We start from the raw sequence: 15,051 nt of genomic DNA on the forward strand, positions 1-15,051 counted from the left end.
CAAGATGATGCTGCCACAACGCAAGCGGCGTCCGCCACAAGCCCCTGGAAAAGCGCCAAGGATGTTTTCCAGAACATGAAGTTTAACGGGACGTAGTGGCATGATTCCTGGGAGCGCGCAGCACCGGCTGCGCACCGAGGCCGTAGGCCTCGCGGGGGTTTAACGGCTATGCGCAGCTGGTGCTGCGCGCTCCCAGAGGCGGCATCAAGATGATGCCGCCACAACGCAAGCGGCGTCCGCCACAGGTCGGCTTATCTTTGCGAATGCGTCGAAAAATTGGAAAGGTATCTGAACGCTTACGTTGAGGCTTTAGGAGCGATGCAAACCCGTCGATCTTGAATTATTAAAATAAGGCGGTCATTCATACGCCTATACAGGACAAGAAAAACGGTAATCCATTGAATTATTAAAAAATCATATACTGCCCGATGCGCTAGCGATGCCCACCTGGCCGAATGTGATTACATGCATGCGCTTTTGAAAATGATTTTGACGAAGCGATTGCAAATTTTGATAAAGCATTGATGTTATTTGCACGACTGTCTGACCCAGATCAAGCCGAAAAAGAGGCCGCTCAGACACAAATTTATCGATTGATTGCGTTGATGGATCATCCGCATATTATCCCTGATGTTTTGTCTCGGGAGCTGTCGAAGCACCTGCTCAAAATAACTGGTGAAAAAACCTTGTTTGCGGTAACACACGCCTTGGCGTCCTGTGCAAAGCCCGTGCGACGGTTTACACATCATCTGTTTTTACGTACATTGGTGAATTATCCAGAAACATTTAGTGCTGAACGGCATGCATATCTTCAGCAAGCAACGAACTGGAAACATCAAGAGGACTATCCTTGGCCGCATATTGAGGCATATCGCGCATGGTTATGGGTGTTGGAAAATGAGCCTAAGCAGGCGCTTAAGCATATGAATGCTGCTATTGCGCTGGCTGAACATCATGCTTATGGCCCTATCATGCACTGGATTGCTGAGGTATTGCGCACCCTGGCGCAGGTGTTAGGATTGCAGACGCATACCCTACCAACGCAGACAGAACGTATGCGTTTGCAACAAACACTCAAGATGGCTCCACATACAGCACTGGCTGAATTCAATTGCCTGGAACAGCATAGTGCTCATGCGCATGTACGCGCTGCCATGAAACACTGTTTACCATTTAATTTTTGCTAAAATAAATTTAAAAGGAATAAAAAGTGAATAATGCGATTATTACTGGCGTTGTTATTTTCAGCATAATTGGCGCTGCATTTTTTTCAGAAAAAACAGATATAAGCTTTATTTATTCATGGATTTTAGTTATAAATGTTTCTTCTTTCTTATGTTATGGGTATGATAAAAACCAGGCCATACAAAGCCGATATCGCATACCAAACAGGTTTTTTATTTTGTTAGTCATGGTTGGCGGAGCAATAGGATCTTTTGCAGGCATACATCTTTTTCGTCATAAATATAAGTTTCAACCGATGTTGTTTTTTATAACATCAATACACTGCCTTATTTTATATATTTTTTGGTTTATGAGTCATTAAATTTAATCAATTCATTGACGTAGTGATCCCCAGCGCATCTCGCAAGGCTCCAAGCTCAATGCGTGTGCGCTGCTCTAAATGCTTTTCAATGGTAGTAAACCACAAATTAAAAAATTGCCGTGAGGCTTTTTTTTCTAAGCGGCAACCTTGTTTAGTATCATGAAAAAAATCACTGGGTTTAAATACCGCTTGATGGCATAAACTCAAAACCCATGTATCAATCCAGGGGCGCAGTGGCTCAACCAAATCCAATGCAAGACTGGGTCGCCCTGATGCGCCAGCATGCAAAAATCCCAGCGTAGTTTCATAGCCGTCCTGAGCTGTTAAACGGCCGACGGCATGACATGCCAACATGTAGCTCAATGACAATAAAGCATTGACTGGATCTTTGGGAGGACGGCGATTGCGTCCATGAAACCCCCATTCAGGCAATAATAGTTGTGGCCACTGCTTAAAATAATAAGCACTTGCTGCACCCTCAACCCCCATAAGGCTTGGAATGTCTTCACACTGACGGGCATGCAAAATAAAACGTTGAAAAGAGCTATTCAATCCATAATGACGTAAACAATGCGCTTGTCCTTCAAGCTTGTTAATTATAAATTGCTTTGCTATTGTGACTCGAAAAGCAGGATCAAAATAGGCTTTATATTGTGCCATACGCACATGCAAAGCTCCGGATGCCTGAGCAAAAACATGGCGGGTAGCTTCACCGCGCTGCGCCGGAAAAACTACCAGACTGATGCCTTCTTTTAAAGTTTGTTCAAGTAATCGACTGGAAAGACTAATTTCTTTTTTAATAATAATCTGTTTAAGTGCTTTGATTCCAATGCGATGGACTGCTCCATCGGGCTGCCGCAGCACTAAAACATCTTTTTGAAAAGATATTGAGGCTCCCGCCTGATCAATAATTAACGTTGCTTTATCCATGATATAATCCGGTTTAATAGATGTTTTTGTCAGTATTGTCAAATACTTTAATTAGATCAAAGTCGCGTTATTCATATAAATTTTCAAGACCTGCTAAAGGTGGTGTGTTTCCACACAAAAACCATAAATCACTCGGCTTGGACAAAGGATATACCCGTAAATCATCCTCTCCATTTAAAAGTAATTCTACTGTATCATTAAGTAGTTTTATTAAATGAAATCCCAATCCATAAAATAAATAGACTGACCGCTGTAAAAATATGGTTTTACGACGCAATAGACGCTGTATGCGTATTAGACGCTGGCGATCAAAGATATCGTAAGCCAATACATACCAACCATCGTGCAGTGATTCAGGCATGGTTTGTGGCAAATGTGCAAAGGGAATAACTGGTTGCACCGCGCTCAGCTGTAAAACTGGACCCTGACCACGCCGTGACAAGCGAAATACCAATAATCGATCAGTTTGTGGATCAATAAGTTCAGCCAGCTCTACACTTAAAGTTTCTACTTCCACTGCGGTCATCACTGCTTCATGCACTGAAAGCTGTCCATCCATGCGCCACCGCTGCAGGCAACGACGTACCGCTCGTGCATTTTTGGGATCTGAAATATCGTAACTAAATACAAAAGACGATCGTTCAAATCCCATGTGTTGCAACTGTGTCAGTTTATCAAGCAGGCTCATCCGGCAATCCTTTGTGGGCGTTTGGCTTTGGGAAGACGTTTTCCTAAAAAACGATGATGTGGTGATGTGCGTATGACCTGAGTTTTTTCAGGATGTAGCTGCAATTGCAGGCGTTGCAAGCTGTTAGCAGCGGCTTGCAGCGCCTGCCAAGCACCAGACTCTGTTTGACTTAATACGATAAAATCGTCGGCATAGCGTATACAGGGAATACCCTGTTCATGCAGATCCATATCCATATCATGCAAATAGATATTGCATAAAAAAGGTGACAAAACCATTCCCTGAGGCAAGCCATATCCAGCTCCAAAAGGTTGATGCTGTGGAGGAATGTTTTCCATCCATGCGGTAAGCAAATTAACGATTTGTTGGTCACCACACAATGCAAAAATCTGCTCTAAAACTGGCGCATGAGGAATATGATCAAAACATTGTAAAATATCTGCATCACCTAGCCATATATATCCTTCACGTACCCACTCACGCAAGCAAGATAGCGCCATATCCAGTGTACACATTGGACGGTATCCAAAGCTATGTGGATGAAATTTTTCTTCGCCTAGTGGTTCGAGCACAATCAATACTGCGCGTTGTATCAATTTGTCACGCACCGCTGGGGCACAGATCAATCGTTGACTGCCATCACCTTTACTGATTTCAAAGCAACGCACTTTTTGTGGCTGATATTGTCCACTCAGAAGATCCTCAGAAATTCTGCCTATGTGTAATGGCAGATCACGCGCTACATCTTGCATAGAAAGATCACGCGTCCAGCGTGATTTGTCTTTGCGAACATGACTCCAGGCCTGATTTAACACGGCTGCGCTAGCAACCTGACGAATAAAGTCAACCATATCAGTTCTCCATTTTGGTACATGCTTTAGGCTTTGCGTGTGTCTTTTTTTATACTTTTTGTGGACACACGATTTTTTATTTTGCTTACATGACCCGTGTTTCTTTGATTCGACCTGCTTCGGTATAGCGAACAAAGTCTTTTTGATAAAGAGTCCATCCGCAAATTTCTTTTATGTCTTGACCAGGTTCAGGTTTTTTTGAAGTTACATAATAGTGATAACCAATATCTTTCTTCCACAACCCCCAGTAATTTTTTTCAATTTTTACTAAATTTAAGTATTTTTTTAATAGCCGGCCATCACTTTCTATCATTAATGTCATGGTTTTTTCTGGAACTGCATTAAAGGTTTTATGAATACCTAAAAAACATCCTATAGACTCGTAATATTTTGGCTTTTCATGGGATTTATTTTTTATGTATAGGCTTGTTTTTTTATATATTCCTTGAGAAAAAATATCTACTCCTTTTGCAGTTTTTTCAGGATCATTATTGATTTTGTCTTTAAGTGATTTTATTGATCTAATTACTGACTTTTTTTCTTTAAAGTTATAGGCCAAAAAATTGAAACTATATGGAAGAAAGTAATAAGGTATATGAATATTTATAAGTATATTTCCATTGTTGTCAGAAATATAGTTTATAGAAAAATTACCTTTGAGCTTAAAAAAGAAAAAGCAACAAACATTCATATAGAATACTCCTGCTCAGGTTATGGACTGGGGGATGTTCAAGTCAATTAAAGCTTGTTGTATATATAACGTAGCAGAGTGTAATTTTTTTAAACGTAATGTTTACAGGGTATTTAAAAATGTAGCCACGGCGTGCGTTTATCTTTACAGGAACACAGGATTGGGCATCACGGAGGATGCTGGCCACGGATGGCATTTTACGACACTTTTTACCTGGAGACATGCGTCATGCAGATTCCTAACCCGATGTTTCGCGCTCGTCATACGGACACATCCAACGCTTCATCTGCTCCATTTAACACGACACCCCATCGGAGGAATTTAAACATGGCGATTATCAACGGCAGACGCATTGATCCCAGCCGCATTGGCAATGGTGTACGCGGTAGCGATTTGACCAGCCACATCAATGCCGGTCCAGGGCGTCGCACAATTATTGAAAATCAGGGCAAGGTAGAGCAGGTGGATCCTCACCGTTGGTATAAACCGCATGAGCTGGTCGATAAGAATGGACGTGGCGCGAAAGTCACCTCCATGCCGGATCGCTCCAAGGGCTATGGTTTTGGTGGGCCGCGTTCGCAGGAATCTTATCAGATTATCACCGAGCAGGTGGTTGATATTGCAGAAAACCTGTTCAAGCAGGGTGTTGCATTTGATGAAGACGAGGCCCACTGGATGGTGGTACCCAATTACTTTTTACCACCGCGTTGGCATAGCGTTGCTCGCAATACTTCGCTGCTGGTGGCATTTCCGAATGAATATCCACGCCTGCCACCGATTGGCTTTTATATGACGGCGGATTTGCCACTTTCGCCGGATGGTCATTTTTTCGATTGGGTCGCGCATGGTGCCTGGGAAGCACCGATCAGTCAAGGCTGGAAATGGTATTGCACCTACATTCACGACGGGGCCTGGCAACCGGCGCGCAACTGGCGCAACGGCGATAGCCTGTACACCTATTTTCACTTGATTAATGAAGTGCTAGGTAACTGAGGAGGATGCACATCATGGCAAATATTCCGCACTCGCATGAATTTCGCAATGGCTACAAACCGACGGCACCACAGGCCAATGTTAAGCCCACAAAGCAGCAACCGCAACAGACCTCACACAGTGATTCGCAAGAGGATGTGATTGAGGATCTGCTGAAGACGGCAGTGGTGGGTATCGGAGTGTTTTTACTTTTCAAGTTGTTTAGCTAACCGTCCATTCAGCGAGGCAAGCACTCATGGCTAATATTCCCCATTCCAGCCATTTTCGCAATTATTCGAGCACACACAAAAAGCATCCGTCAGTGCGTTCAAAAAAACGCAGCACACCTTCACAAAAACCTGGCCAGTCTGCAAAAAATGCGGATATGCGCCATACGATTGCGCTGTGGATCACGCTGTGCATCGCGTTACTGGTGGGGAGTTTGATGCTGCTGCAGTGGTATTGGACGGCCTTGTTCATCACTGCGTTGACGGGTTTTATCGTCGGCAAGCTGACCTAAAAAGGAGAATGTATTATGTTAGCCCACTCGTTAAATGCCCAGGAAAATCCCGGTGCATCCAATACCACCCCGGAGTATGCCATGGAAAAGCTCGTTGTTTTTTTAGATTATGCCAACATCAATGCGGCCTTTGATCTGCAAGGCTATATTCCGGATTATCAGGATCTGCTGGCCTATCTGGCAGAAGGGCGGTTTTTGGTGGAAGCCCATGCCTTTGTGCCGATTGATCCACGCAACCCGCATGCCCGCGATCATCTGATTGAATCGCTTTGGGATGCTCGCTATCTGGTACACAGCAAGGTCGGCAGTATCGCCGGGGAGACGTATCGTTGTGATTTTGATGTGGAAATTACTCTGGAAATGATGCGTACTGCCGAGATCGTGCGCCCGGATATTTTGGTGCTGGTCTCCGGTGATAAGGATTTTGTCCCGGCAGTTTTGGAGCTGCGCCGCCGTGGAGTGCGCGTTGAAGTGGCTGCCTTTGCCGGTGTCAATATGGCGCGTGAACTGCAACTTAAGGCCTCAGGCTTTATCGATCTGGAGGTTTATTTAAACGAAAACACGGATCTGGCAAATACCCCTTACCCTGCTGAGGGCGCTGCTGATGAAGATGACGAGGATGCAAACAGCGATGCGCACCCATTTGATTTGCGCCGTTATACACAAAAATACGAGGACTAAGTAATGCGTGCTAACGTGCATATCCGTTTCCCGCAAGGCGCGTTTGCCCGCTTGCATCAACGGCTGCTGCAAGACAAGCAGCGTGAGGCCTTTGCATTACTGTTGGGGCAAAGCCATCGTTTTGAGGATTACACCGTGATCAAAGTGGTGGAAATGGATATTGCACGGCCTGAGGATTATACCAGCCAAGGGATTGCACACCTGCGCCTGAAACGTGAATACATTTATGATCGCTTGGTCAAAATGCAGCGCCAGGGACATGCCGACACGCTGATTGATGTTCACACCCATCCCTTTTGTACTCAAGGCGCGGCTTTCTCCGGCGTAGATGACCGGGATGAGCGGGTTTTTCATCAATGGCTTGGGGATACCCTGGATAATGTGCATTATGCCAGCATTGTCCTGTCGCAAACCGACTACGCCGCCCGCCTGTGGGAACGCCGTCAAAATCGCCTGTTTGCAATCCCGGCGCAGATCAAAACCCAGACCGTTGCCGAGGCCTGGCCGTGCGCTCAGCAGCCGCCTGACAAGCGACCGTGTGAGCAAAATACCTTCGCCCGCGCTACCGATGCGCAGCAGGGGTTTTTAGCGCGCAGTGTGTTGGCATTGGGGCTGGAGAATTTGCGGCGCATGACCAATGACCAACGTATTGCCGTTGTTGGCGTGGGCGGGCTTGGTTCCATCATTGCAGAGCACTTGGTGCATTCGGGCTTTATGCACCTGGACCTGATTGATCATGACGTGCTAGAGATCACCAATCTCAATCGCATTGTTGGCGCGTATTATCGGGATGCCAAAGCGGCCAGACTCAAGGTTAAGACGGTGCAACAGCATCTGCAGCGCATCAACCCCTTTGCAACGATCCATGCGCACCCACAACGCATTGAAGAGGATAGTCTGTTGCCGGTGCTGGCGCGTGCTGACTGGATCATCCTGGCGACCGATGATCATGCCAGCCGCTTCAAGACACAAGAGATTGCCTTGCGTTTTGGTATTCCGCTGCTCTCTGCCGGGGTTAATATCACCGTCGAGGCGGGGCAGATCAGCGACATGAGCGGGGAGGTGATCATTGCGCGTCAAGGGGATCGCCTGTGTTTGAACTGCCTGGGGCGCATCTCTACTACCCGTCTGGCAGCGCAAGCCTTCCCTGATTTAGGAAAAACCCTGGCTGCACGCGGCTATGTCAGCGGTGCCGAGGTCAAGGAACCGGCCGTCAAAACCCTCAATGCTTTGCTTGCGACACTCAGCGTTGATCTGCTGATCAATCAATACACGGAACGCCAGCCGCATGTCCCGGTGTGGGTTTATGAAAACAACCTGGCGCCTTGCATCTATCCCGATACCGACAGCGTGGCACAGCGTCGCAAAGACTGCTTTTATTGTCATGATACCTGCAGCGACACTGCCGCCGTGTCGCACTAAGCCTGCAGACCGTCCTGTTTGTGTAGAGGCGCCAGGTATTGGCTTGGTACCTTATATTTTCTTCTTTAGTTTTTATCAGTTTGCGCGGGAAACCTCGGCCTTCAGGCCGAGGAGGGATAGCGCGGCGTGCGAAGCAAGCCTCCCGCGCTCCTTTCTATGTTGAGGTTTTACACAGTGCGCTATCGCGTGTAACGTATGGACATGGACATCAAACGCGCCTACCGCTTCCGGTTCTACCCGACGCCCGCGCAGGAACAAAACCTTGCCCGGACGTTCGATTGCGTAACGCCTATTTTTATTTTAAAGACGGCAGGTCGAGATTTAAAAATCACCAGGGATGCTTCGTTAAATAGGGTAGCGTTGATATTCCCACCTGTTTTGGAGGTTTTCCATGCTGCAATCCTTGCTGAGTGATTATCCTGAGTTAGCCCGTGCACTGTCGGCCTTAGAGGCTTTTGATCATGACGCACTCTCTGAGCGGCCCGTGTGTGTGGCGGCGCTGGGTTTATATAACGGCGGCAAAAGCACCTTGTTAAATGCCTTGACCGATCAGATTGAAGCGGAGTATTTCCCTACTGCATGTGTGCGTGAGACCCGCACGGCAAAAATATTGCACTTGCCCACGCATGATGTCATGGATACGCCCGGCATTGATGCGCAAGACGAAGACGACGCACATACCTTCGCCAGCATTGTAAAAGCCGATGTTTTGTTGATGGTGCATAACCTGCGTCTGGGTGAGCTGGATGCCCAGGCCCTGGATTATTTGGCCAAGATTCAAAAACAATCAACAGAGCCTTTGCATGAGCGCTTACTGTGCGTGTTGACCCATGCCGAGGGTAAGCGCGCTGAATTTACCTCGCTCATTGAGATGATCAATGCGCAATTGCACCATATCAGCGGCAAAGCAGCACCGATTTTTCTGGTCAGCAGCACGATTTATCTGCAAGGCCGCCGCGAAGGACAGCAGGCATTTATACAGGCCAGCGGTATTCCCGTATTGCAAAGTACCCTGGCTCGTCGGATTAGTGAGCTGCAACAGACCTTGACCACCGTCCGGGCGAAAAAGCGTCAAACCGTTGTGGCGCAGGTGTATGAACGCGTGACTCAGGCAATGCAAAGCGAGACCCAGCAAAAACACCATTTGCAGCGGTCCCTGGCAGAAAAATTACAGCGGGCGAATGAAAATTCCGCACAGCTGTTGCGTTCTTTACAGGGTGGTTAAGTCGTTTTTTGTAGCGAAGCCTCACACCAGTTATATATTTCAGGAGAATACATATGTTTTTTCTGGCAGCAATTCCTTTAGTAAAGATTATTGGTGGCGCTATTGCGACAACTGCAGCAGTAAGTACTGCTGCCTATGTAGCACATAAACTGAGCGAAAACTCCTCAAGCGCAGATGATGAGTATCATGCAAAACTCAAGGCGAGTCAGGAAGCCGAGGCCCGCCGGCAGCAGGCGCGTCAACAGCAGCTGCTGCAGGCCGCCACGGACAGCGTTGATCGCATCCTGCATCCCTTGGGCTTTGCCCGCCAGGGTGCGCTGGAGCCATACGATCTGCAGTGCTTGGCACAGCAGGATGTGGCGCTGGATGAAGATACGCACGAATGGGTGACTCACATGGCGCACCTGGCTGAAGTAGAGCCGACGCAGTTACAGGCCCTTGAACATGTGCTGACTTGCCTAAGCGCAAGCTATGAAGTCAAAGGCGATGGCCCGGTGCTGGCGATGCTTGAGCAGGTAAACATCCGCGCCCAGCGTATCGATGCCCTTGAGCAGCTATTGCACACGGTTAACTAAACCATATCCACGATAACAGGGAGTTTCTAATGCATCTCCAGCACGACACCGACCGTCACCACTTGCTTGCAACTTTTGCGGGTTTGGCCGAGCAGTTTGCTCAGGCCAAAGCCGATATTGCGCACAAGGAGCAGCACATTGACGCTGCCTTGCAACGCTTGGAAAAACAGCTTAGCGCACAAAAGCGCCTACCGAGCGTGGATTTAAAAAACAAGCATCCAGTGATGCAGGCCTTTGAGCACTATCATCAGCAATTCCAAAACATTGCGCACAACTGGCAGCAGCAGGTCAAGCAATACGAACGCAATACAGCGTTTCGCAAGGGGCTGGGTGATGCCTTTTTGTTGTATGTCTATGGCAAGGTCAATTCGGGCAAAAGCTCTTTGGGCAATTATGTCGCCACCGGCAGCGACACCCCAGATACAGCACGGGTGCAGCAGTGCAAAGCCGAAAGCGGCCTGCAATTTGGTTTACAGGAGGTTTCCAGCGTGGGCACCATTCACGAAGATGAGTTGCAGCAAGGTTTTGGAGTAGATCGTAAGGAATGTACCTGCGCCATTCAGTATTTTCTACTGCCGGGGCTAAACTGGGTGGACTCCCCCGGCTTGCATTCCAAAAATCCAAAAAATGGCGATTTGGCGCGTGAATATGCCAATAGTGCCGATCTGATTGTATACACCATGTCGGCGGCCAATCCTGCACGCCAATCTGACATGCACGAGATTGAACAACTGTTAAGCCTGGGCAAGCCGTTGATGATCTTGATCACACGTTCAGATACGACAGCGCCCGTGCTCACAGAACACGGTGAAGTGGAGTATCAAACCGTGATGTTCAGTGAAGCCGATCAGCAGGCGCAAATCCAGTACGTTCGCGATGAGCTTGAGCGGCTGCTGGCTCATGATCAGGCCCGGCGTGCTTTGATTAAGGCTGAGATCGTGCCGGTTTCCGTGAAAGTCGCTCAAGCGCAAAACGTTGAGATCTCTGGCATGGGCCGTTTGTTTGCGGTGATGTGTGAGCTTACTCAAAAAGAAAGTGTGCAGATGAAACTCAATACCCCGAAAAACAACCTGGCGCAATTCATCCTGCATTTGCAGGCATCAACGACGCGACTGGAAGAGGGGCTTGCCAAGCTTGCAGAGGTCATCGCGGATTGTGAGCAAGGCATTGAGGAAGGACGCACAGAGATCATAACCACTCTGCAACAAAGCTTGAATATCGTTCTCAATCAGGCCATGCAGCAGTATCAGGGAGATAACAAAGCATTGTTAAGCCGTGTCGGTGAACATTTAAACAAGGAGCTCGCTCGCGTGATAGAAAACAAGCTTCGTGAGCAGCTTGAGCAGCTGGATCAGGCGGTGCAAGATGCCCTGGATTTTTCTGATGCCACGGCCTTGCCAGGCTTTGAACAGCACTTTGAGACCATATCTTATTCAAATAGCGCAAGCCGTAGCGCCCTGGGCGGATTATTTGGCGCCGTGGTTGGAGGCGTTGCCGGATTTTTGATCGGCGGCCCGATGGGCGCAGCCATTGGCAGTACCTTAGGCAGTGCTGCCGGAGGAATGGGTGGCAAAGCATTGTCTGAGCAATTGGTACGGCGCATTCCCAACGGTGACAACCGTGAACAGATCGAAAACACGGCGCGTGAACTATTTACCCAAGGCTTGATCCGCGCTGTAGATACGCACTACACCCGTCCAGCCAAACAGGCGTACGTGCCGATACAGCAGCGCATGTTAGAAAGCCAAAAGGCCCTGCAACAGTTCAAACAGGCTCTGGCAAGTTTATCTATGTCCCGCGCCTGATCCAAAGGATAAGGAAACATACCATGATGCAAGACATTCATCCCGTTTTACATGCCTTCAACACGACCCGTTCGATTTTGGCGCGTTATCTGCCCGCCGAACGCCTTGAGGCTCTGGCCGCACACATAGAGGCGCGTGCCAGCGCAGCAACGCCGGTGATCTTGGTCTATGGTGTTTACAATGCAGGCAAATCCACCCTGATCAATGCCTTGCTGGGACGTGCTGAGGCGCCGATGGGATGTGTCCCTACGACAGCACAAACCCACCCTTATCAGTGGCGTGGTTACACCGTACTCGATAGCCCTGGCATTGATGCCCTCAGTGAACATGAACGGGTTGCGCAAGCACAGTGCGAGCGCAGCGATGTCGTGATTTTTGTGATCAACAGTTCACCGGCTGCCGATGAATTGCGTACCTATACCTGTATGCTTGAATTCGTGGCACGCAAACAGCGGGTCATGCTGGTCATTAACAATACCAGCGGTATCCGCTGGGGCAGTGCCGAACAATTTGCTGTGGTTGATGAAGTCCGCGCCAACGTACAAAAGCAAGCGAGCATCCATTCACAGGAAATACAAAAGGCCGTTGCACAAATCCCCATACACTGGCTGGATGCCAAGCTCGCCTTAGAGGGACGACTCACGCAACAACCAGCGTTCGTGCATCACAGTGGGATCATCCCCTTTGAACAATCGCTGCACAGCTTTATTGCCGCCACCGACAAAAGCGCACTGACCAAAAGCCTGGCCAGCCAACTGCACAGCGTGTTTGAGGAGGTACTTGCCGAGATCGAAAGTCGTCAGACCAACGAACACGACGCCCAGCTCAGCCGGATTCAAACGCGCTTGATGAACGAAGACGCTCGTTTGCGCAACGTCTTTGCCGAATTTATCCGCCATCAACAGCAACACCTCAAAAGCCACATCAAGGCACTGCTTAACCATCCCATGCAGGACCAAATGCAGGTGGAACAGGCCATGCAAGCCCTGAGCGAAACCCTGGGGAATGCCCTGCAGCAACGGCTGGAACAGGAACTGGAACACACGGCACGGCTGACCACGACACTAAATCAGACACTCGGACAAATACCGCCGCCTGCCATTGCGCTGCATCCAGAGGCAGTGCTACCGGTATCGCCGGAAACCTCAGCGCCAAACGCTGTGGAGCTTGATCAGCTTTTGCAGACGCATCAGGATAAAGTTGCTCTGCTGTTAAAAAGCATCAAAGAAGAACATATCATCACCGTACTCACCACGGTTAAAGCATACTTTCCCAGTTTGCTCAAAGGGATTGGGCCTAAAACCATGGAAAAAATCGCTGGCAAATGGGTGGGCATCCTAACCAAAGGCGTGCCGGTGGTATCCATAGGCCTGCAGGCTATTTTGGGGGCGGTGGATTACTATCGTGCACAGCAGGCACAAGAAGAAGAAATCAATGCCAAACAGCGCTATTTTCAGCAAGTCAATGACCTGGCCGAGCAGTTATCACAACAATACCAGTATGCCGCCAACACGGTCATTGAACAGTGTATCGTACAGGTTTTACAACCCGCACTGGAGACACTGCAAGCCATGCAGACAACGCTGCAAACTCAGTCTACGCAGCAGGCGCAGGATCAACAAAGCCTGCAGAGCGCGGCCAATCAGCTTAAGCGCCTCTGAATAAAATCCTGTGCGGCCTCACTGTAAATCGGGGCTTTGAAAAATCTCCAGCCTGGTTACGTTATATATATCAATAAAGCCAAAGCACTGCTGATGATCCTGGATGCGGGATGCATGCAGGCTGACAGGATGCCTTGCCCACGGAAGGGCTTTTTTTCAGGTTTGGCACCTCATCATTTAAAATCTGCCGAAATCATGCGTTAAGTCTATATAAACCGCGCAAGCCCGAAAAATGCCTCGCTTGTTGCTTCATTTCAAAAAATCACGGAGAACAAAATGTGCCATTCATTATTCCCGTTTGGGGTGTTGTTGCCATTGGTGTAATAGTTGCGGGCGCAATCGCCGCTTCTTCAAAAAGTGAACCAACGGTAGTTAATATTACAAAAGAAGTTGTTTGTAATGCACATAGACCTAAATGGTGGCTACTGGTCACTGCTATATCCTCAGTCATTGGGGCCATTTTATCCATTCTGCAAATTATTATTTTCAATTAGCTTAAAATTTCATGATCTAGCGATACACTTAATAACAAATCTTAATAAGAAAAATGCCCGATGAATAGCACCCCCTATGCCAATAACAGCATTCTGGTTTTAACCGTTTATTATTCCGATGGTCTGTGGATGTTTGATGATGACCGTGTTGGGTTATGCCGTGAGCCTTTTGTTGAAGGTGTTCCCGAGATCATAGAACATCATGTAAAAGACATTCACAATGCAGAAGATGGCTTCCGGATGATCTTTTCGGCAAAACCCTTCCCAGGATATCAAGAGCATCTGGTCTGGCAACGAGCGGAATACGGTGGTAACTGGTATTTAAGCAATGTCCTGCAAACGCAAGGCTGGCTGTGCCCCGCGATGTACAAATATTTCGAAAAAGCTCCCGAAAATATTTACGTCAAATGTGAGACACTCCGCTGATGACATAATCACCCGGTAGCATCATCATGCAGATGCTATCTTTTTTGCAGAGGCTACTTTTTTTCGTACCTTAACGTAATTTTATAAAAATTAAATTTTTAGTAATTCAAATTAAATACCTTCCTGCTCAGTCTCATTTTTTAAAAAATCCCGCATCAAGCGTTGTAATCATTAATGTATGCTTTTGCCAAGCTCGGCAGAAGTGACATCACCATCTTCATGTGTCTATACACTTCACAAAAGGAATGCTTTGATGATGTCTACCGCCCCTGTTGCACCATCGGTTTTTATTGAAGTATCTGGCGATGAACATATGGGAACCTCGAAAAACCTTGGCCCCCGCTGAGAAATAAAATGACATCGTAGTGAAACTTGCCATAGCCTATCCCGATGAAAAACGCACCGCCCTCAAGACAGAGCTGTTCGCTGACGAGCAGCACCGCAAGAAGACCGATGCTTTGGGGGATCCGCTGGTCGAGATCGCGTGCCTTGAATTTTCATCAGTTTGCGCGGGAAACCCCGGCCGCAAGGCCAAGGAGGGATAGCGCAGCACGCAAAGCGTGC

General features: G+C 48.0%; 19 protein-coding genes. 15 read left to right on the forward strand and 4 right to left on the reverse strand.

Going from position 1 to position 15,051, the window contains the following annotated elements:
* Positions 1–524: 524 nt before the first annotated feature.
* Entirely contained in the window at positions 525–1,187 is a 663-nt protein-coding gene (locus THISIDRAFT_RS09290; RefSeq protein WP_006787896.1) for a hypothetical protein, read from the forward strand.
* A gap of 23 nt (positions 1,188–1,210) precedes the next feature.
* Entirely contained in the window at positions 1,211–1,546 is a 336-nt protein-coding gene (locus THISIDRAFT_RS09295; RefSeq protein WP_083824637.1) for a DUF1294 domain-containing protein, read from the forward strand.
* 6 nt (positions 1,547–1,552) lie between these two features.
* On the opposite strand, the gene cas1 is transcribed toward THISIDRAFT_RS09295, so the two are convergent.
* From cas1 to THISIDRAFT_RS09315, 4 genes are all read right to left on the reverse strand, one after another.
* On the reverse strand, positions 1,553–2,476 hold the full coding sequence (gene cas1, locus THISIDRAFT_RS09300) for a CRISPR-associated endonuclease Cas1 (protein ID WP_006787897.1): 924 nt from the start codon (positions 2,474–2,476) through the stop codon (positions 1,553–1,555).
* 67 nt (positions 2,477–2,543) lie between these two features.
* On the reverse strand, positions 2,544–3,164 hold the full coding sequence (locus THISIDRAFT_RS09305) for a CRISPR-associated endonuclease Cas2 (RefSeq protein ID WP_006787898.1): 621 nt from the start codon (positions 3,162–3,164) through the stop codon (positions 2,544–2,546).
* Positions 3,161–4,015: a reverse transcriptase domain-containing protein gene (locus THISIDRAFT_RS09310; RefSeq protein ID WP_006787899.1), complete on the reverse strand. Its 855-nt coding sequence runs from the start codon at positions 4,013–4,015 to the stop codon at positions 3,161–3,163. The genes THISIDRAFT_RS09305 and THISIDRAFT_RS09310 overlap by 4 nt, the downstream gene beginning before the upstream one ends.
* Before the next feature lie 85 nt (positions 4,016–4,100).
* On the reverse strand, positions 4,101–4,706 hold the full coding sequence (locus THISIDRAFT_RS09315; RefSeq protein ID WP_006787900.1) for a hypothetical protein: 606 nt from the start codon (positions 4,704–4,706) through the stop codon (positions 4,101–4,103).
* A gap of 189 nt (positions 4,707–4,895) precedes the next feature.
* Here THISIDRAFT_RS09315 and THISIDRAFT_RS09320 point away from each other — a divergent pair, with 189 nt between their 5' ends.
* The 13 genes from THISIDRAFT_RS09320 to THISIDRAFT_RS09375 all read left to right on the forward strand — a co-directional run bounded on the left by THISIDRAFT_RS09320 (position 4,896) and on the right by THISIDRAFT_RS09375 (position 15,032).
* Positions 4,896–5,699, forward strand: coding sequence for a hypothetical protein (locus THISIDRAFT_RS09320; protein WP_139064050.1), 804 nt, complete (start codon positions 4,896–4,898; stop codon positions 5,697–5,699).
* 14 nt (positions 5,700–5,713) lie between these two features.
* Entirely contained in the window at positions 5,714–5,908 is a 195-nt protein-coding gene (locus THISIDRAFT_RS09325) for a hypothetical protein (protein ID WP_006787902.1), read from the forward strand.
* A 155-nt stretch (positions 5,909–6,063) separates the two neighbouring features.
* Entirely contained in the window at positions 6,064–6,198 is a 135-nt protein-coding gene (locus THISIDRAFT_RS15045; RefSeq protein WP_256439201.1) for a hypothetical protein, read from the forward strand.
* A 15-nt stretch (positions 6,199–6,213) separates the two neighbouring features.
* Positions 6,214–6,879, forward strand: coding sequence for a LabA-like NYN domain-containing protein (locus THISIDRAFT_RS09330; RefSeq protein ID WP_006787904.1), 666 nt, complete (start codon positions 6,214–6,216; stop codon positions 6,877–6,879).
* 3 nt (positions 6,880–6,882) lie between these two features.
* On the forward strand, positions 6,883–8,301 hold the full coding sequence (locus THISIDRAFT_RS09335; protein ID WP_006787905.1) for a ThiF family adenylyltransferase: 1,419 nt from the start codon (positions 6,883–6,885) through the stop codon (positions 8,299–8,301).
* A 201-nt stretch (positions 8,302–8,502) separates the two neighbouring features.
* The gene (locus tag THISIDRAFT_RS09340; protein WP_221913989.1) at positions 8,503–8,715 is read left to right on the forward strand and encodes a helix-turn-helix domain-containing protein; all 213 of its coding nucleotides are present in this window, start codon (positions 8,503–8,505) and stop codon (positions 8,713–8,715) included.
* Positions 8,693–9,526 (forward strand): GTPase, encoded by an 834-nt coding sequence (locus THISIDRAFT_RS09345; protein WP_006787906.1) that lies wholly within the window; start codon positions 8,693–8,695, stop codon positions 9,524–9,526. Before THISIDRAFT_RS09340 ends, THISIDRAFT_RS09345 begins: the two co-directional genes overlap by 23 nt.
* A gap of 53 nt (positions 9,527–9,579) precedes the next feature.
* A complete protein-coding gene (locus tag THISIDRAFT_RS09350; protein ID WP_006787907.1) occupies positions 9,580–10,101 on the forward strand; it encodes a hypothetical protein in 522 nt (173 codons plus the stop codon).
* Positions 10,102–10,130: 29 nt separating this feature from the next.
* Positions 10,131–11,906 (forward strand): dynamin family protein, encoded by a 1,776-nt coding sequence (locus THISIDRAFT_RS09355; protein WP_006787908.1) that lies wholly within the window; start codon positions 10,131–10,133, stop codon positions 11,904–11,906.
* A gap of 23 nt (positions 11,907–11,929) precedes the next feature.
* Positions 11,930–13,567 (forward strand): GTPase, encoded by a 1,638-nt coding sequence (locus THISIDRAFT_RS09360; RefSeq protein WP_006787909.1) that lies wholly within the window; start codon positions 11,930–11,932, stop codon positions 13,565–13,567.
* 278 nt (positions 13,568–13,845) lie between these two features.
* Complete coding sequence (locus tag THISIDRAFT_RS09365) at positions 13,846–14,061, forward strand: hypothetical protein (RefSeq protein WP_139064051.1); 216 nt, start codon at positions 13,846–13,848, stop codon at positions 14,059–14,061.
* Positions 14,062–14,121: 60 nt separating this feature from the next.
* Positions 14,122–14,487: a DUF6717 family protein gene (locus THISIDRAFT_RS09370; RefSeq protein WP_006787910.1), complete on the forward strand. Its 366-nt coding sequence runs from the start codon at positions 14,122–14,124 to the stop codon at positions 14,485–14,487.
* Positions 14,488–14,852: 365 nt separating this feature from the next.
* Positions 14,853–15,032 (forward strand): hypothetical protein, encoded by a 180-nt coding sequence (locus tag THISIDRAFT_RS09375; protein ID WP_040852661.1) that lies wholly within the window; start codon positions 14,853–14,855, stop codon positions 15,030–15,032.
* Positions 15,033–15,051 lie beyond the last annotated feature (19 nt).

The organism is Thiorhodospira sibirica ATCC 700588 (assembly GCF_000227725.2).
GTDB classification, from domain to species: Bacteria; Pseudomonadota; Gammaproteobacteria; order Ectothiorhodospirales; family Ectothiorhodospiraceae; genus Thiorhodospira; species Thiorhodospira sibirica.

Coding starts and splice junctions, on each gene's coding strand:
- THISIDRAFT_RS09330 (WP_006787904.1), top strand. CDS start 6,214: ATGTTAGCCCACTCGTTAAATGCCCAGGAAAATCCCGGTGCATCCAAT.
- THISIDRAFT_RS09345 (WP_006787906.1), top strand. CDS start 8,693: ATGCTGCAATCCTTGCTGAGTGATTATCCTGAGTTAGCCCGTGCACTG.
- cas1 (WP_006787897.1), bottom strand. CDS start 2,476: ATGGATAAAGCAACGTTAATTATTGATCAGGCGGGAGCCTCAATATCT.
- THISIDRAFT_RS09320 (WP_139064050.1), top strand. CDS start 4,896: ATGGCATTTTACGACACTTTTTACCTGGAGACATGCGTCATGCAGATT.
- THISIDRAFT_RS09335 (WP_006787905.1), top strand. CDS start 6,883: ATGCGTGCTAACGTGCATATCCGTTTCCCGCAAGGCGCGTTTGCCCGC.
- THISIDRAFT_RS09340 (WP_221913989.1), top strand. CDS start 8,503: ATGGACATCAAACGCGCCTACCGCTTCCGGTTCTACCCGACGCCCGCG.
- THISIDRAFT_RS09310 (WP_006787899.1), bottom strand. CDS start 4,015: ATGGTTGACTTTATTCGTCAGGTTGCTAGCGCAGCCGTGTTAAATCAG.
- THISIDRAFT_RS09290 (WP_006787896.1), top strand. CDS start 525: ATGTTATTTGCACGACTGTCTGACCCAGATCAAGCCGAAAAAGAGGCC.
- THISIDRAFT_RS09350 (WP_006787907.1), top strand. CDS start 9,580: ATGTTTTTTCTGGCAGCAATTCCTTTAGTAAAGATTATTGGTGGCGCT.
- THISIDRAFT_RS09325 (WP_006787902.1), top strand. CDS start 5,714: ATGGCAAATATTCCGCACTCGCATGAATTTCGCAATGGCTACAAACCG.
- THISIDRAFT_RS09370 (WP_006787910.1), top strand. CDS start 14,122: ATGAATAGCACCCCCTATGCCAATAACAGCATTCTGGTTTTAACCGTT.
- THISIDRAFT_RS09355 (WP_006787908.1), top strand. CDS start 10,131: ATGCATCTCCAGCACGACACCGACCGTCACCACTTGCTTGCAACTTTT.
- THISIDRAFT_RS09315 (WP_006787900.1), bottom strand. CDS start 4,706: ATGAATGTTTGTTGCTTTTTCTTTTTTAAGCTCAAAGGTAATTTTTCT.
- THISIDRAFT_RS15045 (WP_256439201.1), top strand. CDS start 6,064: ATGCGCCATACGATTGCGCTGTGGATCACGCTGTGCATCGCGTTACTG.
- THISIDRAFT_RS09360 (WP_006787909.1), top strand. CDS start 11,930: ATGATGCAAGACATTCATCCCGTTTTACATGCCTTCAACACGACCCGT.
- THISIDRAFT_RS09305 (WP_006787898.1), bottom strand. CDS start 3,164: ATGAGCCTGCTTGATAAACTGACACAGTTGCAACACATGGGATTTGAA.